Here is a 20,548-nt window from a genome sequence, read left to right as displayed (position 1 = left end):
TCAATCGGCTTTAGCCTGAAGGTCATTCGCTTTCCTACAGGAAACCCAAGCATGTCCCCCCTGATTCGCTTACTCGCCAGCTTTATTGCCCTGATGATGGCCATGGGCATAGGCCGCTTCGCCCTCACGCCACAGATGCCGCATTTGCTCAGCGAAGGGCAGATCGACCTGACCGGCGCCGGGCTGATCGCTGCCGCCAATTACCTGGGCTACTTCGTAGGCGCGGTGGATTCGATCTTCGCGCGCAGCCATCACCACGTACGCGGGCGCTTGTATGGCGGTCTTTGGCTGTGCGTGCTGCTCACCTTCGCGTCTTACTGGGCCCACGGTTTCTGGCCACATTTGCTGTTGCGCTTTGGCACCGGCGTAGCCAGTGCCTGGGCGTTGGTGATGATCACCAGCTTGAGCCAGCCGCTGGCAATCGCCGCCGGACGCCCTCGCCTGGGCGCCCTGGTATTTGCCGGGCCGGGGCTGGGGATCCTGCTGACCGGCTTGCTGGCCCTGGGCTCCAATTTACTGAAGCAAGACTCTGCAACCTTGTGGCTGGTCTACGGCGTGGTGGCGCTGGTGATGTTGCTGGCGATCCTGCCGTTTCTGCCCAAACCCTCCGCCGCCGTCTCGCCGGTCGCCAGCCATAACGATGCAGGCAGCAACGGCAGCATTGCGCACCTGTGCTGGATTTATGTGCTGTATGGCTTGGGTTACATCATCCCGGCGACCTTCCTGTCGCAGATGGCCAGCGCGCAATTCAAGGGCGCCTGGCAAGCCGACCTGTTCTGGCCGTGTTTTGGTCTGGCGGCAGCAATGGGTGTGGTAGTGGCGAGCCTGCGCCGCAAAGACCCGGAGACCACTCGCCGCTGGCTCATGACCACCTTGTGGCTGCAAGCGGGCGGCGTGTTTGCCTGCCTGCTGGGCAATGGCTGGGGCCTGGCACTGGGCGTGTTGCTGTGCGGCGGGCCGTTCCTGGCCTGCATGCAACTGGTGATGGCCCGCCTGCGTGAGGTCGCGCCCCACGGCTACCAGCGCAGCACCGGGCTGCTGACCGCCAGCTTCGCCATCGGCCAATTAAGCGGCCCATTGCTGGCCTCGGTGAGCAGCCACATCAGTGGCGGCCTGCAACCGGCTTTGGTCGTCGCCGGCTGCGGCTTGCTACTGGCGGGTGCGATATTGGTCAGCCGACAACCAGTGGCGCAGGGAGGCGAACCTGCTCTCGCCGAGCGAGCACCAGGAAAAACAGCCCTCCCAGGAAGCAGCCGGTAAACCAGGCAAAGTTGGCCATGCCCTGCAACGCCGGGGTGAAGGTAATCGCGACGCCGACCAGCGTCGCGGGTACCAACGCCTTGACCGCCGTCCAGTTCACACCGCCGTCGAAGTAATAACGCCCCCGCGGGCTGTCATCAAACAACGCGTCCACATCGATCTGCTGCTTTTTGATGAGGTAGTAGTCCACCAACAGAATCCCGAACAACGGCCCGATAAACGCCGCGAGGATGTCCAGGGTGTAGTGGATCATCAACGGGTTGTTGAACAGGTTCCACGGCGTGATAAAGATCGAGGCCACGGCGGCGATCATGCCGCCTGCGCGCCAACTGATTTTGCTCGGTGCGACGTTGGCGAAGTCAAACGCCGGGGAGACGAAGTTGGCGACAATATTGATGCCAATGGTTGCCGTGACAAAGGCGAAAGCGCCCAGGAGCACGGCCATGCTGTTGTCGATGCGTGAAACGGTGGCAATCGGGTCGTGAAGCATCTCGCCAAACACCGGCAACGTGCCCGACACGATCACCACGGTCACCAGCGAGAACGCCAGAAAGTTAACCGGCAGCCCCCAGAAGTTGCCACGCCGCACGTCCTGCAGGGTGCGGCAGTAGCGGCTGAAATCACCGAAATTCAGCGTGGGCCCGGAGAAATACGAAACCACCAACGCCGTCGCCACAATCACCTGACCAAACGCCTGCCAGCCCGACAGGGATTTTTCCGACAGCGTGAAATTGATATTTGCCCAGCCAGCCTTCCATACGATCCAGCCTGCCAGAGCAAACATCACCGCGTACACCACCGGCCCCGCCCAATCGATAAAACGGCGAATAGACTCCATGCCAGCCCAGAAAACCGCCGCTTGCAGTACCCACAGGCTGAGGAACCCCATCCAGCCCAGGTAAGACAAGCCCGCAAAATGCGGCTCGGCGTATACCGCCATCTGTGGGAAGAAGCGCAGCACCACGATGATCAGGGCGCTGGACGCCAGGTACGTCTGAATGCCATACCACGCCACGGCGATCAGGCCGCGAATCACAGCGGGAATGTTCGCGCCAAATACACCAAAGGCCAGCCGGCAGATCACTGGATACGGCACCGCGGCTTGCTGGCTCGGCTTGGCCACCAGGTTGGCGATCATCTGCACGATGCAAATACCGGCGAGCAAAGCGATCAGCACCTGCCAACTCGCCAGCCCAAGCGCGAACAAGCTTGCAGCAAACACATAACCGCCGACGCTGTGCACGTCACTCATCCAGAAAGCGAAGATGTTGTACCAGTTCCATGTCTGCGGCAGCGGGCCCAGGTCCTTGTTATACAGACGTGGGCTGTAGCCTTTGGGCAATTGTTCGGTCATCGCTGGGCTCCTCGAAATACCGGCCTGCGCTTCCGTAACAGGATGCATACGGGAGGCGGCATGATTTGTATACGAGGTATTCAGCAGAATGCGTGCCAATAGAACACAATCCCCATGAGCTGGCGCTCCAAAGGGGGTTAAGACGGTTTGGAAACAGGGACTACGCTCAGCAACGGTGCACTGAAATCCTGTACACAATCACCTTTGCACTCGATCTGCACACAGGTAACCGACGGTACAGCACGTTGCGGTAAGGAATGTGCCCCAGGCCATGTCCATGATCGCCAAGCCAGCAGACCAGCCGCCCAGCGTGGCCCAATTGCACAGGTCATAGGTGCCGTAAGCGACAAGGCCGAGCAATGCCCCCAAACGCGCAGCGCGCTGCCAACTGCCACTGGGCAGGACGACGAGTACCACGCAGCCGATGACATAGAGGAGATAGAACAGCACAGCGGGAAACAGGCGAGGCTGATCAAGCATCAGTGGGCCGAGCAGGCCTTTGTAGGTCGGGCCCATGAGAACGCCGAGCCACAGACCATCGAGCACCAGGAAGGCAAGCAAGGTGCCGAGGTAGGCGAAGAGGGCTTTTCTGGACATCGTAACCACTCCTGTAGGCGCCGATGGGCGCCTACAGAAGAGCGAGTAGCGATCAGCTTAGTTCAATGCGGTCTGCATGAATCACGATCTGCCCCTGCTTGTAGAGCGCACCGATGGCCTTCTTGAAGTTGCCCTTGCTGACGCCGAACAAGTTGCTGATCACCGCCGGGTCGCTTTTATCGCTGACCGGCAGGGTGCCGTTGTTTTCGCGCAACTTGGCGAGGATCTTCGAGTTCAGGCTGGACGCCGCTTCCTGGCCGACCGGCTGCAGGCTCAGGCTGATGTTGCCGTCAGCGCGGATCTCTTTGATGAAGCCTTTCTCTTCCTTGCCCGGGCGCAGGAACTTGAACACTTCGTTCTTGTGGATCAGGCCCCAGTGCTTGTTGTTGATGATCGCCTTGAAGCCCATGTCGGTGGCTTCGGCCACCAGCAGGTCGACTTCCTGGCCGACCTGATAGTTGGCCGGGGTTTTGTCCAGGTAGCGATCCAGGCGCGCGGTAGCCGTGATGCGTTTGGTGTGCTTGTCGAGGTAGACATGCACCACGCAATATTCACCGGCGCTCAACTGGCGTTTTTCTTCCGAATACGGCAACAGCAAATCCTTTGGCAAACCCCAATCGAGGAATACACCGATGCTGTTGACTTCCACCACTTTCAAACTGGCAAATTCGCCCACTTGAACTTTCGGTTTTTCAGTCGTGGCGATAAGTTTGTCATCGCTGTCCAGATAAATAAAAACGTTAAGCCAGTCTTCATCTTCACTGGGAATATCTTTGGGGATATACCGATTAGGCAAGAGGATTTCACCATCTTGCGCACCGTCCAGGTACAAACCAAAGTTAGTGTGTTTAACCACTTGCAAGCTGTTGTAGCGCCCGACTAAAGCCATTTCCAGATACCCTCGTTACGTGGGCGGCATTCTACCCGAGTTGTGGCCAGGGCGCGCGAGCACCTGAAAATTCAAGGGCTGGCGTGGCGTTCTACTGGCACCGCCCCGCTCGTCTGATCAAACAATTCAATTTTTCCCGGATGCTGGCGGCTCTGCTGCTATGGTTTCCAGTTAAAACAGTAAGTTACGGGCTTGCCTCCCGAATAAACTCTGGCTGTTTCCCATCACGCTCATTATTCCCGGGGGATATTTGCCAAGCAATTGTCAAGTATTTCCTGTACGATGCCTGGCCAAGTTAATTTTCTACAGGTTAGTGGCCGCCATGCGCGTAAAAGCATCCAACAGCAAAGCAAAGCCAGCTCCCGCCGTTGAAACCAGCGAATCGATCAACAGCCAGATTGCTGCGTTCCTCAAGTCCGGTGGCGAAATCCAGCAAATTGCCAAGGGCGTGAGCGGCCAGACTTTCGGCCCGTCCAAGCAAATCAGCCTGGGCAAAAAGTAAAACCTGCGCACGACACCTGGTCCCTAAGCGTCTTGTCATCAAGGCGCTAGGACTAGAGCCCGAAACACCCTCCTGCTCCTACCTTCTGATGTGCAAATCGACGAACGGGCCTCATCCACCGGCATTCACCGGTATGCTTGCACACGTCTGGCACGGGCATCTTCCCGATTTTTCCGTTACTGCTCCTCGCTTTTCATGGAGTGACGCGTGTTCAAACCCTGCATTTTCCTCGTCGCGGCCCTGGCAGCCAGCCCTCTCGCCGAAGCGCAAATCTTTCAGCGCGAACTGGGCGACTTCGACCTGAAGTTGGGCACCACCCCCAGCCGCAGCATGGCCCAGGGTCTGGTCAAACCGACCTCGCCGGGAAGCGACTCATTTCATGGCGGCCTCGATTTGAGCCATGACAGTGGCCTGTATTTCGGCCAGTTCTCACCCAATATGGGCCTGTCTTCGGCCAACAACCTCGAAGTCGATTCTTATATGGGCTTCAAACACCCTTTCGATCAGACCCTGGGCTACGAAGTCGGCCTGATCCATTACAGCTACCCCAAGCTCAGCCCCCTCGACAGCCAGGCGTTCTACGGCGGCCTGAACCTGCTGGGCAACCGGTTCGGCGCCTCCTTCAGCAATGACCCCGCCCGCCAGGACAGCACGCTGTTTGCCGACCTCGGCGGCACTCAGCCCTTCGGCATCGGCGTGAGCATGAAATACACCACCCACCAACTGGGCAGCCCGGTGTCGGTGGAGGGCGGGTCCATCAGCAGCTTCAGCGATTGGTCGATTCAGTTCTCCCGCGCCTGGAAGGGCATTGACCTGGACCTTATCTACAGCGACTCCAGCCTCAGCGGCGGCGATTGCTCGGCCTATTCCGGACACAATTCGCAATGCGACGGCCTGTTGACCTTGAAGGCCGCACGGTCGTTTTATTGATGGGCTGAACTGTCGCGCTCGCCGCGGGTTCACATGCATACCCCTCATTGCGCAAGGACCTGCCCATGTTGCGTCGGCTCAAACTGCTGGTGATGTTGCTCACCCTGAGCCTGGCGCTCACCGCGTGCAACCGCGTGGGCCTGGCCTATCGCAACCTCGACGTGATCATCCCCTGGACCCTCAACGACTACCTGGACATGAATGCCGGGCAGAAAAGCTGGTTCAACGACACGCTCAAGGAACACCTGGCCTGGCATTGCACCACACAATTACCGGGTTACCTGGATTGGCTCGACCGCCTGCAACAGATGGTCGATAACAACCAGGTCACCGACGCCGCGCTGCAAGCGCGCACCACGGAAGCCAAACAGGCGATTGCCGAAATCGCCCGCACCATTACCCCGTCGGCCGTCGAGTTGCTGCAAGGGCTGGACGACAAGCAGGTCAAGGAAATGAGCGACGCCCTGGCCAAGGATTTGCGCAAGCGCCAGGACGAATACCTCAAGCCGCCGTTGGCGCAGCAGATCAAGGAGCGCGCAGAGCGCATGAGCAAGCGCCTGGATGCGTGGATTGGGCCGCTCAGTGACAGCCAGCAAAACCGCGTCACCGCGTGGTCGATTGCCTTGGGCGAGCAGAATCAGGAGTGGATCGGCAACCGCGCGCGCTGGCAGGCGCAATTTATCGATGCCGTGCAGCAACGCCGCAGCCCCGACTTTGCACAGAAAATTCAGCAGTTATTGGTGGACCGCGAAAGCCTGTGGACGCCGGAATACAAACTGGCCTACGCAAAGACGGAGGCGGCAGCCCGCAGCCTGATCGTCGACCTGATGGCCCAGAGCACCCGGCAACAGCGCTTGAAGCTGACCCAAAAGATCGACAAGGTGCGCAGCGACTTCAAGGCACTCAAATGCCTGAAGGCTTCCTCTACCTAAAAAGGTGAACTTGTGTGGGAGCTTGCCTGCGATAGCATCACAACGGTCTGGCAGGCAGACCGAGTTGACTGTATCGCGGGCAAGCCCGGCTCCCACACTTGATTTGAGTTGATCCTCGTTACGCAATCTGTGGCTTGGACGCCACTACCGCAAACGTCGCCGGATCCAGCGCATCTGCCTGCTCATCCAGCACCTGACGCGGGTGATCATTGCCCGGAATCGAGCTATCAATCAGCGCCAACAATTGCGCCCCCAGCGCGGTCAGGATGAAATTCTCACCGTTACCGCCCTCCTCCTGCGGACGCGATTCAATAAACCCGCGCTTGAACAACAGCGCTTCATAGTCCGCAGCGGTCTTTTTCAGCGCATCCAGATTACCGGTGGACTCACCCGCCGTGGCCTTCTCGGCCGCTTCCTGCTCGGCGTATTTGCGCGGTGCGAAGCTGCCGTCGCCGTTCTGCACTTCATGCAGCAGACGTTCGATCAAATCCCAGTTGTAAGTCGTCATCCTGATTCCTCCTGTGGGCCAGTGAAAAAGTGGCCCGTTATCCGGTGGACAGGTTGCACCCAGCCGCGTTCAGTCCAGCAGACGAAGCCACACATCGCGCCCATAAAAAAACCGGACATCGTCCGGTTTTTTCATATCAGCGCGGGCTTATTCGGCAGCCGGCGCTTCTGGCTTGCGGCGCTTGAGCGGCGCCATACCGTCCTTGCTGACGAGCGACAGGTTGTCGGTCTTCGGCCGGTTGGCGATTTTTCGCTTGGTCGGCGACTTGGCGCCGGTTTTCTTCTTGTCGCCCTTGGCGTCAGTCTTTTTCTTCTTCACGCCAACGGCCTTGCCAGACGCCTTGACCTTCTTCGGTCCGGTGTAGGTACCTTTGACTTCCTTGATGGTACGGCGCTCGAACGACTGCTTGAGGTAGCGCTCGATGCTCGACATCAGGTTCCAGTCGCCGTGGCAGATCAGCGAGATGGCCAGGCCATCGTTGCCGGCACGGCCGGTACGGCCAATACGGTGCACGTATTCGTCGCCGCTGCGGGGCATGTCGAAGTTGATCACCAGGTCCAGGCCGTCAACGTCAAGGCCACGAGCAGCCACGTCGGTGGCCACCAGAATCTTCACGCCGCCCGCCTTCAGGCGGTCGATCGCCAGCTTGCGGTCCTTCTGGTCTTTCTCGCCGTGCAGCACGAACGCCTTGTATTCCTGGGCAACCAGGCGGCCATAGATGCGATCGGCCGCAGCGCGGGTATTGGTGAACACGATGGCTTTCTGATAGGTCTCGTTGGCCAACAGCCAGTTCAGGATCTGCTCTTTGTGCACGTTGTGGTCGGCGGTCACGATCTGCTGACGCGTGGTCGCGTTCAGGTCGCTGACGTTGTTGACCTGCAAGTGTTCAGGGTTGTTCAGGACCTTGGCGACCATGTCGCGCAGGGTCGAACCGCCAGTGGTGGCGGAGAACAGCATGGTCTGCTGGCGGTTGACGCACTCGCCCACCAGGCGCTGCACGTCATCGGCAAAGCCCATGTCGAGCATGCGGTCAGCTTCGTCGAGCACCAGCACTTCGACTTCCTTGAGGTCAAGGTTGCCGGCGTTGAGTTGCTCGATCATGCGGCCGGGGGTGCCGATCAGGATATCCGGCACCTTGCGCAGCATGGCGGCCTGGACCTTGAAGTCTTCGCCACCGGTAATGATGCCGGACTTGATGAAGGTGAACTGCGAAAAGCGCTCGACTTCCTTCAGTGTCTGCTGGGCCAGCTCGCGGGTTGGCAGCAGGATCAGGGTCTTGATGCTGACGCGAACCTTGGCCGGACCGATCAGGCGGTTCAGCACCGGCAGAACGAAAGCGGCGGTCTTGCCGCTGCCGGTTTGAGCCGTCACCCGCAGGTCACGCCCTTCGAGCGCGAGCGGGATGGCCGCTGCTTGCACAGGCGTAGGCTCGACAAATTTAAGCTCGGCCACGGCTTTGAGCAGGCGTTCGTGCAGGGCGAATTGGGAAAACACGGGTGCTACCTCGAAGAAATACAAAATATCAGCGGCATAGGTTACCGGTTTCGGGCGTCCAAACCGAGTTTCTTTACGCGAACGGTGCCAATCAGCTGGTTTTTTGTCAGCGATTTTGTCCGTGACGCCAACTTTGTTGCACTTAAATGCTCTAATCGGCCCGTCTTGTCTTACAGAAGAATCGGTTTCACCCATGGATATCAAACAGCTCTGGCGTAACGTCCAAGACCTTTGGGGCGCCCTCGATGAACACCCGGTGTTGCATTCCAGCCTGGGTTTGCTGGTGTTGCTGGTAGTCGCCTTGCTGCTCGGACGCGTGGCGCGCTACTTGATCCTGCACGCCGTGAAATTGCTCGGCCGGCAACCGGCGCTGCATTGGCTCAACGACCTGCGGCATAACAAGGTATTTCACCGCCTGGCGCAGATGACGCCCTCTCTGGTGATTCAATTCGGCCTGTACCTGGTGCCGGACCTCAGCAAAACCGCCACCCTGTTTATCGGCAATGTGGCCCTCGCCTTCACCATCCTGTTCATGACCCTGGCCGTGAGCGCCCTGCTCAATGCGCTGCTGGATATCTATGCGCGCACCGAACACGCACGCACGCGTTCGATCAAAGGCTATGTGCAACTGGCCAAGATGGTGTTGTTCGTGTTTGCCGCGATCATCATTGTCGCCACCTTGATTGACCGCTCGCCGCTGCTACTGCTCTCGGGGCTGGGTGCCATGTCGGCGGTCATCCTGTTGGTGTACAAGGACACGCTGCTGTCATTCGTCGCCAGCGTGCAATTGACCAGCAACGACATGCTGCGTGTGGGCGACTGGATCGAAATGCCCCAGGTTGGCGCCGACGGTGACGTCGTGGACATCACCCTGCACACGGTCAAAGTGCAGAACTTCGACAAAACCATCGTCTCCATTCCGACCTGGCGCCTGATGTCCGAGTCGTTCAAGAACTGGCGCGGCATGCAGGCCTCCGGCGGTCGCCGGATCAAACGCAGCCTGTTTATCGACGCCAGCGGCGTGCGCTTTTTGCGTGACGATGAAGAAGTGCGCATGACCCAAGTGCACCTGCTCACCGACTACATCAGCCGCAAGCAGGCCGAGCTCAAGGCCTGGAACGAAGCCCAGGGCCACAGCGCGCAGCTTTCAGCCAACCGCCGGCGCATGACCAACCTGGGCACCTTTCGCGCGTATGCCCTGGCGTACCTCAAAAGCCACCCGGACATCCAGCCGAACATGACCTGCATGGTCCGCCAGATGCAAACCACCGCCCAGGGCGTGCCGCTGGAAATCTACTGCTTTACCCGCACCACGGCGTGGGCGGATTACGAGCGAATTCAGGGGGATATTTTTGATTATTTGCTGGCGGTACTGCCGGAGTTTGGGTTGAGCCTGTATCAGCAGCCGAGTGGTAATGATTTGCGCGCGGGGGTGTTGCCGGCGGTGTTGGGGGCGAGTCATTTGCCAGCTCTCGAACAACAGTCGAGTTAACAACACGCACCTTGTGGGAGCGGGCTTGAACTGGTCAAGTAATCTTGGACACTGATTACGGTTCACGCCGCCACCCTTTCCTTCACGACCGGCGACCTGTAGTCGTTATAGCTGTGAGGCCTGCTGATGTTGTAGCGCGAGACATAGCGCTGCACGTCTGCCCGGGCCTCATGTTCCAGTTTGTAGCCCGTTTCAGGAACCCACTCGGATTTCAAACTACCAAAGAAACGCTCCATCGGGGCGTTGTCCCAGCACTCGCCTTTACGGCTCATGCTTTGCCTAAATCCATGTTTCACAAGCGCGTTTCTGAATTTATGGCTGGTGTACTGGCAACCTTGGTCAGAATGAAACAGCACATCCTGGGGATGGCCACGCAACTCCACCGCCATGCGTAGTGCTTCGCAGGTCAGGTTGGCATCAGAAATCATCGAGAACGACCAGCCTACGATCCTGCGAGCGTACAGATCCAGAACGGCGGCGAAGTACATCCAACGCTTGCCGACCTTGATGTACGTTACGTCGCCACACCACACCTGATTAACCGCCGTCACATCAAACTTTCGCTTGAGCATATGCGGCGCCACCAAGGCCTCCACGCCCGGCGACTTGTACTTATGGCGCCTGCGCTGACGACTAGCGATGCCAGCTTCGCGCATCAAGTTGCGAGCCATATAACGTCCGACACGATGTCCTTTGGCTTGCAGCTCCTTGGACAAGGTACGTGCGCCCGCCGACTCTCTCGACGCCTTGTGGTACCTGACCAGCGCGGCTTTGAGCTTTTCCCGCTCAGGATTTGCTCTGCCTTGGCGCTGGCGCCAGGCATAGAAGCTGCTGCGGTTAACCCCGAACGCCCGGCAACACCTTTTAACGCCGTACTGCTCGTCCAGCTCATCGATCAGCGTGAATGATCTTTGGCGTCCAAAAGCAGGAGAGCACTGGCCTTTTTTAAGATTTCAATGTCCAGGTCTTTCTCCCTGAGCAGGGCTTTGAGTCTCTGGATCTCTCGTTGATCAGCCGTAATTGCTTTGGCTCCCACCGGAGTCGAGCCCAAGCGTTCTTTTTGCACTTGATCGACCCAACGGCGCAGAGCAGTAGGGCCAATATCCAGGCTGGCACAGACCTCGGTAACCGGCTGACCTTCATCCAGCACCATGCTGGCAGCCTTGAGCTTGAACTCACTCGAATAAGATTTACGCATATCCAAACACCTCAGATTTGGGCGCTATCATAGCGCCCGATTGAAGTGTCCAAAATCATTAGGCCAGTTCAGCTTGCTCGCGAATGCGATGTGTCAGATACACATTTGCTGACTGACACGCCGCATTCGCGAGCAAGCCCGCTCCCACACAAGCCCGCTCCCACAGGGTTCAGCGCGAGATTGGTTGTTTGCGCACGCCCAGCCGGCTGATCCACACCGCCCCCAGAATCACCAGCCCGCCCAACGCCAGGCGCCCCAGCGGCTCGTGCTGGTTCCAGATCAGCAAATTCAGCAGCAACCCCACCGGCACATGCAGGTTGTTCATCACCGCCAAGGTGCCGCCGTTGACCAGGCACGCGCCCTTGTTCCACCAGTACATGCCCAGCGCGGTGCTGACCAGCCCGAGGAATACCAGCACGCCCCATTGCAGCGGCGCTTCAGGCAGGTAGTTTGACTTGCCGAACATCAGGAACGCCGGGAGCACCACGATCAAGGCACCCAGGTAGAAGTAACCGAAGCGCCGGTAATGCGGCAGATCACTTGGATAACGCGCCACCAGATGTTTGTACATCACCTGCCCGGCGGCGTAGGTGAAGTTGGCCAGTTGCAGCAGCAAGAAACCCATCAGGAAATTCGGGGTGATCTGGTCGAAACGGATCACCGCCGCGCCGCCCACCGCCACCAATGCGGCGACCAGCGCCCACGGGTTGAAGCGCCGGTTGAGGGCGTCTTCGATCAAGGTGACGTGCAGCGGTGTCAGGATGGTGAACAGCAGCACCTCCGGCACCGTCAGCACGCGAAAACTCAAATACAAGCACACGTAGGTCACGCCGAACTGCAACGCACCGATCATCAGCATGCCGCGCATGAACGCAGGCTCCACCGAACGCCAACGTGTCAGCGGGATAAACACCAGGCCCGCCAGCACCACACGCACCAGTACCGCGAAGTAGCTGTCGACATGACCGGCGAGGTATTCGCCGATCAAACTGAAGGAAAATGCCTGAATCAGGGTGACAACCAGTAGATAGCCCATGCGCGCCTCATTTCGAATGGGCGGGACATTAAAGGTTTTCGACGTTTACTGAAACTCGAGGCAAAAAAAACCCGACCTCGCTATAGCGGCAGTCGGGCAGGAGCACTCAGGAGCAAAAAGTGCAAAGGGAGGTTCGATACGCGTACTTGAAGGGTTTGCGTGGGCCTAGAGAAACACCTCGCGATTATCTGGCGATTAAAGGATCAGGCGACCTGGGCCAACAGCGCTTTAGCGTGGTTGATGCCCTTCTCCTGGAAATCGCCGCTCAGGTTCACCCCTTCGGCGTGGATGAAGGTCACGTCATGAATCCCGATGAACGCCATGACCTGGCGCAGGTACGGTTCCTGGTGATCGGAAGCGGCGCCGGTGTGAATGCCGCCGCGAGCCGTCAGCACAATGGCGCGCTTGCCGGTGAGCAAACCCTGGGGGCCGGTGGCGGTGTACTTGAAGGTCACACCGGCACGCAGCACGTGGTCCAGCCAGGCTTTGAGGGTGCTGGGGATGGCGAAGTTGTACATCGGCGCGGCCAGGACCAGCACGTCGGCGGCGAGCAGTTCGTCGGTCAATTCGTTGGAACGGTCCAGGGAAGCCTGTTCGACAGTGTTGCGTTGTTCAGCCGGTTTCATCCAGCCGCCGAGCAAATTGGCATCCAGGTGTGGAACCGGGTTCAGTGCCACATCACGCACGGTGATCTGATCCGCCGGGTGTGCAACGTGCCATTGGCTGATGAACTGTTGGGTCAACTGGCGGGAAATCGAATCCTGCTGGCGGGCGCTGCTTTCGATGATCAGAACGCTGGACATGGCTGTGTAGGCTCCATCTGTAAGTGCTGTAAGGCGATGGAGAAAAGATTAAACAGGGCTCATTCGATTAAAAAGCGCAAATAACTGCTATAACCCATCTATAAATTTGTTTATAAGCGGAGTATTGCTGTAGGCATGCTCCGCTGCGGTGTTATTTCGGGGTGCAGGTCAGCTTGATGCGCATTTTGATAATGCTGCGGCTGAAATTGACGGTGGTGTTAGTGCTTTGCCCCGCCTCGACCGTAACCTTGCGGGCTCGGGGGGCTTCCGGGCCATTGGTGAAGACCAGTTTGCACACGGCGTCATTGGCGCCGTAGTTGGTCAACCGGATAGAGCTGATATTGCTGTCGATGTCGGACGCACTGTAATCAATCTTCACCCCCTGAATATCTTTGGAAACATCGGTGGTATAGGCAAACGCCGTCAATGGCAGCAGCGCCAGCAGCACACAACAGAATTTTCTCATTCGGCAGTCTCCAATAAGGACTGTCAGCTTAGGACAAGAGGAGCTCATCTTGAAAGCGCCCCGCGTTACCCTCGATCAATGGCGCACCTTGCAGGCCGTGGTCGACCATGGCGGCTTCGCCCAGGCGGCTGAAGCGCTGCACCGTTCGCAGTCCTCGGTGAGCTACACCGTGGCACGCATGCAAGACCAGCTCGGCGTGCCGTTGCTGCGCATCGACGGGCGCAAGGCGGTGCTCACCGACGCCGGTGAAGTGCTGCTGCGCCGCTCCCGGCAACTGGTCAAAAACGCCAGCCAGCTGGAAGACCTCGCCCACCATATGGAACAGGGCTGGGAGGCCGAAGTGCGGCTGGTGGTGGACGCGGCCTACCCCAACGCGCGCCTGGTGCGTGCCCTTACCGCGTTCATGCCGCAAAGCCGGGGTTGCCGTGTACGGCTGCGTGAAGAAGTACTCTCCGGCGTCGAGGAATTGTTGATGGATGGCATGGCTGACCTGGCGATCAGCGGGTTCATCATCCCGGGCTATTTGGGCACCGAAATGAGCGATGTGGAATTCATCGCCGTGGCCCACCCCGACCACTCGCTGCATCGCCTGAACCGTGAATTGAGCTTCCAGGACCTCGAAAGCCAGATGCAGGTGGTGATCCGCGACTCCGGCCGCCAACAGCCGCGGGATGTGGGCTGGCTCGGCGCCGAACAGCGCTGGACCGTCGGCAGCCTGCCCACCGCGGCCACCTTCGTCAGCAGCGGGCTGGGTTTCGCTTGGCTGCCCAAGCACATGATCGAGCGCGAGCTCAACGAAGGCCTGCTCAAGCAGCTCCCCCTGGAAAAGGGCGGCAGCCGCAACCCGACGTTCTATCTGTATTCGAACAAAGACAAACCCTTGGGACCTGCCACGCAGATTCTGATCGACCTGCTGCGCACCTTTGACACCGCCCCCCTGGACGCGCCTTTCGCCGCCCCCCAGCAAGCCTGAAACGGAGTTCACCCATGGCCTGGTTCGACCATGAAGGCTGCAGCCTGCATTACGAGGAATACGGCCACGGCGCGCCGCTGATCCTGATCCACGGCCTGGGCTCGAGCAGCCAGGATTGGGAGCTGCAGATCCCGGTGCTGGCCCGGCATTACCGCCTGATCGTGGTGGACGTGCGTGGCCACGGCCGCTCCGACAAACCCCGCGAGCGCTACAGCATTCGGGGCTTTACTTTCGATCTGATCGCACTGATCGAACACCTGAACCTGCCACCGGCCCACGTGGTGGGCTTGTCCATGGGCGGCATGATCGCCTTCCAACTGGCGGTGGACGAACCCGCGCGGGTCAAGAGCCTGTGCATCGTCAACAGCGCGCCCGAGGTCAAGGTGCGCAGTGCCGATGATTATTGGCAGTGGGCCAAGCGCTGGAGCCTGGCGCGGCTGCTCAGCCTGGCAACCATTGGCAAAGCCCTCGGTGACCGGCTATTCCCCAAACCGCACCAGGCCGACTTGCGCCGCAAGATGGCCGAGCGCTGGGCAAAAAACGACAAACGTGCTTATCTCGCCAGCTTCGACGCGATTGTAGGCTGGGGCGTAAAGGAACAACTTTCCCGAATTACCTGTCCTACGCTGGTCATCAGCGCCGACCACGACTACACCCCCGTGGCGCAGAAAGAAAACTATGTAAAACTGCTGCCCGATGCGCGGCTGGTGGTGATCGAAGATTCCCGCCATGCCACGCCCTTGGATCAACCCGAAGTCTTTAACGCTACCTTGCTCGATTTTCTAAAGACAGTCGAAACCACTACCCAGGATCACTGACCCATGCTGAAAAAAATCGCCTTCTTCGCCGGTTCCGTATTGTTCGCCGCCAACCTGATGGCCGCCGAACCCGCCAAGGCCCAGCACGTACTGATCAGCACCACCAACGGCGACATTGAAATCGAACTGGACCCGGTCAAGGCGCCGATCAGTACCAAGAACTTCCTGGCCTATGTCGACAAGGGCTTCTACACCAACACGATTTTCCACCGTGTGATCCCGGGCTTCATGGTCCAGGGCGGCGGGTTCACTGCGCAGATGTCGCAAAAGCCGACCGAGGCGCCGATCAAGAACGAAGCCAGCAACGGCCTGCATAACGTACGCGGCACCCTGTCCATGGCGCGCACCAACGACCCGAACTCGGCCACCAGCCAGTTCTTCATCAACGTGGCCGACAATGCCTTCCTCGACCCGGGCCGCGACGCCGGTTATGCGGTGTTCGCCAAGGTCGTCAAGGGCATGGACGTGGTCGATATCATCGTCAACTCCCAGACCACCACCAAGCAGGGCATGCAGAACGTGCCAATCGATCCTGTTCTGATCAAGTCGGCCAAGCGCATCGACTGAGGTCTGCAGGCAGCTTCGCGCGTAGCCCACAAGGCTGCGCGCGCCTTTGAAAGGAGAGCCCGCCAGGCGGGCGTCAACCCTAATGCTCTATCGTCGTTTTGAACAACTGATCGATATTTTTCGCGACGCGCCCAGCGCCGCACCACCTGACAAAGTCCTGCCCTTCTACCTCTACTTCCTGCGCCAGGTGTGGCCAAGTTTTGCCGCCTTGCTGGTGGTCGGCCTGGTGGGTGCGCTGATTGAAGTGGCGTTGTTCAGCTACTTGAGCCGCATCATTGACCTGGCCCAAGGCACGCCGCCCGCCAACTTCTTTCAGATCCACAGCGCCGAGCTGATCTGGATGGCCGTGGTCGCCCTGCTGCTGCGTCCGATTTTCAACGGCCTGCATGACTTGCTTGTGCACCAGACCATCAACCCCGGCATGACCAGCCTGATCCGCTGGCAGAACCACAGCTACGTGTTGAAACAGAGCCTCAACTTTTTCCAGAACGATTTCGCCGGGCGCATCGCCCAGCGCATCATGCAGACCGGCAACTCCCTGCGCGACTCGGCGGTCGCCACCGCGGAAGCCATCTGGCACGTGTCGATCTACGCGATCAGCGCCCTGGTGCTGTTTGCCGAAGCCGACTGGCGCCTGATGATCCCGCTGATTACCTGGATCATTGCCTACAGCCTGGCATTGCGTTACTTCGTGCCACGGGTGAAAGAACGCTCGGTCGTTTCGTCCGAAGCGCGCTCCAAGTTGATGGGCCGCATCGTCGACGGCTACACCAACATCACCACCTTGAAGTTGTTCGCCCATACGCAGAGTGAACAGGAATACGCCAAGGAAGCGATCATTGAGCAGACCGAAAAAACCCAATTGGCCGCTCGCGTGCTCACCAGCATGGACGTGGTCATCGCCATCCTCAACGGCCTGCTGATTGTGACCACCACCGGCCTGGCCTTGTGGCTGTGGACGCAGTCGCTGGTGTCGGTCGGCGCGATTGCCCTGGCCACGGGCCTGGTCATCCGCATCGTCAACATGTCGGGCTGGATCATGTGGGTGGTCAACGGCATTTTCGAAAACATCGGCATGGTCCAGGACGGCTTGAAAACCATCGCCCTGCCGCTGGCGGTCACCGACCGCGAAAACGCCCAGCGCCTGACCGTTCCCCATGGCGAAGTACGCTTTGAACAGGTGGACTTTCACTACGGCAAGCAGAGCGGAATCATTGGCGGCCTGAACCTTGAGATCAAGGCCGGCGAGAAAATCGGCCTGATCGGCCCTTCCGGCGCGGGCAAGTCGACCCTGGTCAACCTGCTGTTGCGCCTCTACGACCTGCAAGGCGGGCGGATTCTGATCGACGGCCAGAACATCGCCGAGGTCGCCCAGGAAACCCTGCGCGAACAGATCGGCATGATCACCCAGGACACCTCGCTGCTGCACCGCTCGATCCGCGACAATTTGCTGTACGGCAAGCCGAATGCCACCGATGAGGAACTCACCGCCGCCATCCGCAAAGCTCGCGCCGATGAGTTCATCCCGTTACTGTCAGACGCCGAAGGCCGCACCGGCCTGGACGCCCATGTGGGCGAGCGTGGGGTGAAACTCTCCGGCGGCCAGCGCCAGCGCATCGCCATTGCGCGGGTGCTGCTCAAGGACGCGCCGATCCTGATCATGGACGAAGCCACATCAGCGCTGGACTCGGAAGTGGAAGCGGCGATCCAGGAAAGCCTGGAAACCCTGATGCAGGGCAAAACAGTGATTGCAATTGCGCACCGGTTGTCGACCATTGCGCGCATGGACCGCCTGGTGGTGCTGGAGAAGGGCCAGATTGCCGAAACCGGCAGCCATGCCGAGTTGCTGGCCCATGGCGGGCTGTATGCACGGTTGTGGCAGCACCAGACCGGGGGCTTTGTCGGGATCGACTGAAGGTTTGCGGGCGTACACCGTTAGAAATGTGGGAGCGGGCTTGCTCGCGAAATCGGTGTATCCGTTGGCATATCCGCTGACTGACACTGCGCTTTCGCGAGCAAGCCCGCTCCCACATTTGATCGTATGCCAATAGCAAAATCGGCAATTCGCGCCAGTTCCCAAAGGGTTCAGGCGTTTTTTTTGTGCCTGGATTTGTATCAAAAGCGTGCTGTAATCAGTGCAGTGCCCAGACGGGCGCTGTAGTAAATCTGCAGGGAGCATCACTGATTTACTGAGTCGGTAGAGCGATCTATCAAGGACGGGCTTCATGTCTTTGTTCAAGCGTTCGGTCACAGAGGGATTAGGTACGTTTTGGCTGGTGTTGGGCGGTTGCGGGAGTGCGGTGTTGGCCGCAGCCTTTCCTGCAGTCGGGATTGGTCTGTTGGGCGTATCCCTGGCGTTCGGGCTCACGGTATTGACCATGGCATTTGCCATCGGCCATATCAGCGGCTGCCACCTAAACCCGGCGGTATCGGTAGGGCTTGTGGTGGGAGGGCGGTTTCCGGCCAGGGAATTGCCTGCGTATATCGTGGCGCAGGTCGTCGGCGGCACCATCGCCGCCGCGCTGCTGTACTTCATTGCCAGCGGCAAACCAGGTTTCGAACTGGCCAGCGGCCTGGCTTCCAATGGCTACGGCGAACACTCGCCAGGTGGCTACTCGATGGCAGCGGGGTTTGTCTGTGAGTTGGTGATGACGGCGATGTTCGTGCTGATCATCCTCGGCGCCACCGACCGCCGTGCCCCGGCGGGCCTTGCGCCCATCGCCATCGGCCTGGCCTTGACTCTGATCCATCTGATCTCCATTCCCGTGACCAACACCTCAGTCAACCCGGCCCGCAGTACCGGCCCGGCCCTGATCGTAGGCGGGTGGGCGATCCAGCAGTTATGGATGTTCTGGCTCGCGCCGTTGCTTGGCGCGGCGATCGGCGGCGTGACCTATCGATGGCTGGGAAAGGAGGCGCCAGCCTGAGCTGAACGGGTTCAGCCCTGCCGATAAGGCAGGGCTGCCCTATTCGAAGACTTAGTCAGCCTTGATGAGCTTGCATGTATTGGCGCAATAGCTGGTTGATTCGCGTCTGATACCCGGTTCCTTGCCCCTTGAACCATTCCAGAACATCGGCGTCAAGCCGGATAGTAACAGCCTGTTTCACCGGAACACGTAATTCAGCACGCCGGAAAAAGTCTGCGTCCAGCTCAGGAATTTCGCTGGTATCGATTTCTTCGTCATTCATTTTGGCCAGGCGCTCCCAATCAGTTTTCGATGTTTGCGTCATAGTATTTGGCCTCCTTCTTGGTTGCTTTTCGGGCGGAAATGATACGAATCACGTCACCGCACCGTTCGGTATATACGACCACACCCATTAACATTTTGATCCAGCCAATACCTATCCAACGCTCTTCGCCATAATCTGCCCGATCATCGCGCAAGGCCAGCATTGGATGTCGGAAAATATCCGGAACATCGTTGAAATCGATACCGTGCTTAGCAATATTGGCTCTATTTTTGGATTCATCCCACTGAAAAAGCATGGCACATCCTGTATGTACTTTTGTACATACAGAATAGCGATCCAGCTGTTGATCGAGTGCCTTATCAGACCGATGGTTCAGCCCTGCCGATAAGGCAGGGCTGCCCTAGCCTCCTCGGCGTACGCCACAATCCCCACGCGCTCGCGCTCCAGAAAATCCTCCACGGCATTCTTCAACCCCGGGTGGCGCAGGTAATGCCACGACCGTGTGATCACGGGCTCAAACCCGCGAATCAGCTTGTGCTCACCCTGTGCACCCGCATCAAAACGTAGCAGGCCGTGGGCGATGGCGTAGTCCATGCCCTGGTAGAAGCAGGTTTCGAAATGCAGGCGGTCAAATTCCGCCAGGCAACCCCAGTAGCGGCCGTAGAAACTGTCGCCACCGATCAGGCTGAAGGCCATGGCCACCGGGCGTGAACCCTGTTTGGCCAGCACTACACGGATGGCTTGGGGCATGCGCTCGGCCAACAGGCTGAAAAATGCACGGGTCAAGTAAGGCGACTGGCGGCGCACCGCGTAGGTGTTGGCGTAGCAGGCGTAGACAAAATCCCATTGTGCCTCGCTCAGTTCATGGCCTTGCAGCCATTCAAAATCGATGCCCTGCCCCGCCACTTGCTCGCGCTCTTTGCGCATCTGCTTGCGCTTGCGCGAACTCAGGGCATCGAGAAAGTCCTGAAAGTCGCGATAGCCACGGTTTTGCCAATGAAACTGGCAGCCCAGGCGCTGTAACCAGCCGGGTTGCAACGCCAGCGCTTCGTCGGCCAAAGCGTCCGTGAAATTGATGTGGGCACTGGAAAGGCCTTCGATTTCCAGGTAGCCCGGCAACGCGTTAAGCAGCTCGAAACCGTCCTGCGCATTGGCCGCCAGCAAACGCGGGCCGCTGACCGGGCTGAACGGTACCGCCATCAGCAGCTTGGGGTAGTAATCGATGCCCGCACGCTCGCAGGCATCCGCCCAACCGTGATCGAACACGTACTCACCGTAGGAGTGCCATTTTCGATAGCCGGGCAGTGCGGCCACCAAGCGCTCGCCCTCCCAGTGCAGCAAATGCTCTGGCTGCCAACCCGAATGCGGGCCCACGCTGGCGCTGTCTTCCAGGGCACTCAAGAACGCATGCTGCACAAAAGGCTGGGCCTGCGGTACCAGGGCATCCCAAACCTGCGGGGCGATTTCGGACAGGCTGTCCAGGCGTTGCAACGGCATCGGCATCCTCACTACTTCAGGGCGTGAAAGCCTGGCGAGT

The 20,548-nt window shown here is 59.1% G+C and carries 23 protein-coding genes; 10 read left to right on the top strand and 13 right to left on the bottom strand.

Annotated elements, in window-relative coordinates; genetic code table 11:
- Nucleotides 1-51: 51 nt before the first annotated feature.
- Nucleotides 52-1,260, top strand: coding sequence for an MFS transporter (locus AB4P94_RS14835; protein WP_395611147.1), 1,209 nt, complete (start codon nt 52-54; stop codon nt 1,258-1,260).
- Here the strand turns inward: AB4P94_RS14835 and AB4P94_RS14830 are convergent.
- From AB4P94_RS14830 to AB4P94_RS14820, 3 genes are all read right to left on the bottom strand, one after another.
- Nucleotides 1,172-2,614: an NCS1 family nucleobase:cation symporter-1 gene (locus tag AB4P94_RS14830; protein WP_395611146.1), complete on the bottom strand. Its 1,443-nt coding sequence runs from the start codon at nt 2,612-2,614 to the stop codon at nt 1,172-1,174. The genes AB4P94_RS14835 and AB4P94_RS14830 overlap by 89 nt on opposite strands.
- A gap of 198 nt (nt 2,615-2,812) precedes the next feature.
- Nucleotides 2,813-3,211 carry a DUF2177 family protein gene (locus AB4P94_RS14825; RefSeq protein ID WP_395611145.1) on the bottom strand — a complete coding sequence of 133 codons (399 nt, stop codon included), beginning with the start codon at nt 3,209-3,211 and terminating at the stop codon, nt 2,813-2,815.
- Nucleotides 3,212-3,263: 52 nt separating this feature from the next.
- Entirely contained in the window at nt 3,264-4,100 is an 837-nt protein-coding gene (locus AB4P94_RS14820) for a S1 RNA-binding domain-containing protein (protein ID WP_034099624.1), read from the bottom strand.
- 322 nt (nt 4,101-4,422) lie between these two features.
- On the opposite strand from AB4P94_RS14820, the gene AB4P94_RS14815 reads away from it, so the two are divergent.
- The 3 genes from AB4P94_RS14815 to AB4P94_RS14805 all read left to right on the top strand — a co-directional run bounded on the left by AB4P94_RS14815 (nt 4,423) and on the right by AB4P94_RS14805 (nt 6,464).
- Nucleotides 4,423-4,602: a hypothetical protein gene (locus tag AB4P94_RS14815; RefSeq protein WP_003193095.1), complete on the top strand. Its 180-nt coding sequence runs from the start codon at nt 4,423-4,425 to the stop codon at nt 4,600-4,602.
- 207 nt (nt 4,603-4,809) lie between these two features.
- On the top strand, nt 4,810-5,532 hold the full coding sequence (locus tag AB4P94_RS14810) for a TorF family putative porin (RefSeq protein ID WP_395611144.1): 723 nt from the start codon (nt 4,810-4,812) through the stop codon (nt 5,530-5,532).
- A 65-nt stretch (nt 5,533-5,597) separates the two neighbouring features.
- Complete coding sequence (locus tag AB4P94_RS14805; RefSeq protein WP_395611143.1) at nt 5,598-6,464, top strand: DUF6279 family lipoprotein; 867 nt, start codon at nt 5,598-5,600, stop codon at nt 6,462-6,464.
- Between the two features lie 118 nt (nt 6,465-6,582).
- On the opposite strand, the gene AB4P94_RS14800 is transcribed toward AB4P94_RS14805, so the two are convergent.
- Nucleotides 6,583-6,972, bottom strand: coding sequence for a transcriptional regulator (locus AB4P94_RS14800; RefSeq protein WP_395611142.1), 390 nt, complete (start codon nt 6,970-6,972; stop codon nt 6,583-6,585).
- A gap of 147 nt (nt 6,973-7,119) precedes the next feature.
- Complete coding sequence (locus tag AB4P94_RS14795; protein WP_016979359.1) at nt 7,120-8,466, bottom strand: DEAD/DEAH box helicase; 1,347 nt, start codon at nt 8,464-8,466, stop codon at nt 7,120-7,122.
- Between the two features lie 193 nt (nt 8,467-8,659).
- Here AB4P94_RS14795 and AB4P94_RS14790 point away from each other — a divergent pair, with 193 nt between their 5' ends.
- Nucleotides 8,660-9,958, top strand: coding sequence for a mechanosensitive ion channel family protein (locus tag AB4P94_RS14790; RefSeq protein WP_395611141.1), 1,299 nt, complete (start codon nt 8,660-8,662; stop codon nt 9,956-9,958).
- A gap of 62 nt (nt 9,959-10,020) precedes the next feature.
- Here the strand turns inward: AB4P94_RS14790 and AB4P94_RS14785 are convergent, their stop codons facing one another.
- The 5 genes from AB4P94_RS14785 to AB4P94_RS14765 all read right to left on the bottom strand — a co-directional run bounded on the left by AB4P94_RS14785 (nt 10,021) and on the right by AB4P94_RS14765 (nt 13,461).
- Complete coding sequence (locus AB4P94_RS14785) at nt 10,021-10,845, bottom strand: IS3 family transposase (RefSeq protein ID WP_395611313.1); 825 nt, start codon at nt 10,843-10,845, stop codon at nt 10,021-10,023.
- Nucleotides 10,846-10,853: 8 nt separating this feature from the next.
- On the bottom strand, nt 10,854-11,156 hold the full coding sequence (locus tag AB4P94_RS14780) for a transposase (RefSeq protein ID WP_014717988.1): 303 nt from the start codon (nt 11,154-11,156) through the stop codon (nt 10,854-10,856).
- A gap of 169 nt (nt 11,157-11,325) precedes the next feature.
- A complete protein-coding gene (locus AB4P94_RS14775) occupies nt 11,326-12,192 on the bottom strand; it encodes a carboxylate/amino acid/amine transporter (protein ID WP_395611140.1) in 867 nt (288 codons plus the stop codon).
- A gap of 203 nt (nt 12,193-12,395) precedes the next feature.
- Nucleotides 12,396-12,995 (bottom strand): FMN-dependent NADH-azoreductase, encoded by a 600-nt coding sequence (locus tag AB4P94_RS14770; RefSeq protein WP_395611139.1) that lies wholly within the window; start codon nt 12,993-12,995, stop codon nt 12,396-12,398.
- A gap of 151 nt (nt 12,996-13,146) precedes the next feature.
- The gene (locus AB4P94_RS14765) at nt 13,147-13,461 is read right to left on the bottom strand and encodes a 3-phosphoglycerate kinase (protein WP_395611138.1); all 315 of its coding nucleotides are present in this window, start codon (nt 13,459-13,461) and stop codon (nt 13,147-13,149) included.
- A gap of 49 nt (nt 13,462-13,510) precedes the next feature.
- On the opposite strand from AB4P94_RS14765, the gene AB4P94_RS14760 reads away from it, so the two are divergent.
- From AB4P94_RS14760 to aqpZ, 5 genes are all read left to right on the top strand, one after another.
- On the top strand, nt 13,511-14,434 hold the full coding sequence (locus AB4P94_RS14760) for a LysR family transcriptional regulator (protein WP_395611137.1): 924 nt from the start codon (nt 13,511-13,513) through the stop codon (nt 14,432-14,434).
- A 14-nt stretch (nt 14,435-14,448) separates the two neighbouring features.
- Nucleotides 14,449-15,252, top strand: a complete 804-nt coding sequence (locus AB4P94_RS14755; protein ID WP_395611136.1) for an alpha/beta fold hydrolase — start codon at nt 14,449-14,451, stop codon at nt 15,250-15,252.
- Between the two features lie 3 nt (nt 15,253-15,255).
- Entirely contained in the window at nt 15,256-15,819 is a 564-nt protein-coding gene (locus tag AB4P94_RS14750) for a peptidylprolyl isomerase (protein WP_395611135.1), read from the top strand.
- Between the two features lie 82 nt (nt 15,820-15,901).
- Complete coding sequence (locus tag AB4P94_RS14745) at nt 15,902-17,734, top strand: ABC transporter ATP-binding protein (RefSeq protein WP_395611134.1); 1,833 nt, start codon at nt 15,902-15,904, stop codon at nt 17,732-17,734.
- Between the two features lie 310 nt (nt 17,735-18,044).
- The gene (gene aqpZ / locus AB4P94_RS14740) at nt 18,045-18,746 is read left to right on the top strand and encodes an aquaporin Z (protein ID WP_395611133.1); all 702 of its coding nucleotides are present in this window, start codon (nt 18,045-18,047) and stop codon (nt 18,744-18,746) included.
- A 55-nt stretch (nt 18,747-18,801) separates the two neighbouring features.
- Here aqpZ and AB4P94_RS14735 read toward each other — a convergent pair whose 3' ends face one another.
- The 3 genes from AB4P94_RS14735 to AB4P94_RS14725 all read right to left on the bottom strand — a co-directional run bounded on the left by AB4P94_RS14735 (nt 18,802) and on the right by AB4P94_RS14725 (nt 20,508).
- The gene (locus tag AB4P94_RS14735; protein WP_395611132.1) at nt 18,802-19,050 is read right to left on the bottom strand and encodes a BrnA antitoxin family protein; all 249 of its coding nucleotides are present in this window, start codon (nt 19,048-19,050) and stop codon (nt 18,802-18,804) included.
- Nucleotides 19,028-19,306 (bottom strand): BrnT family toxin, encoded by a 279-nt coding sequence (locus tag AB4P94_RS14730; protein ID WP_395611131.1) that lies wholly within the window; start codon nt 19,304-19,306, stop codon nt 19,028-19,030. Before AB4P94_RS14730 ends, AB4P94_RS14735 begins: the two co-directional genes overlap by 23 nt.
- A gap of 77 nt (nt 19,307-19,383) precedes the next feature.
- The gene (locus AB4P94_RS14725; protein ID WP_395611130.1) at nt 19,384-20,508 is read right to left on the bottom strand and encodes a GNAT family N-acetyltransferase; all 1,125 of its coding nucleotides are present in this window, start codon (nt 20,506-20,508) and stop codon (nt 19,384-19,386) included.
- Between the last annotated feature and the right edge of the window lie 40 nt (nt 20,509-20,548).

Source organism: Pseudomonas sp. B22129, assembly GCF_044218875.1.
GTDB lineage: Bacteria > Pseudomonadota > Gammaproteobacteria > Pseudomonadales > Pseudomonadaceae > Aquipseudomonas.
This window is presented reverse-complemented; position numbering and strand designations above follow the sequence as displayed.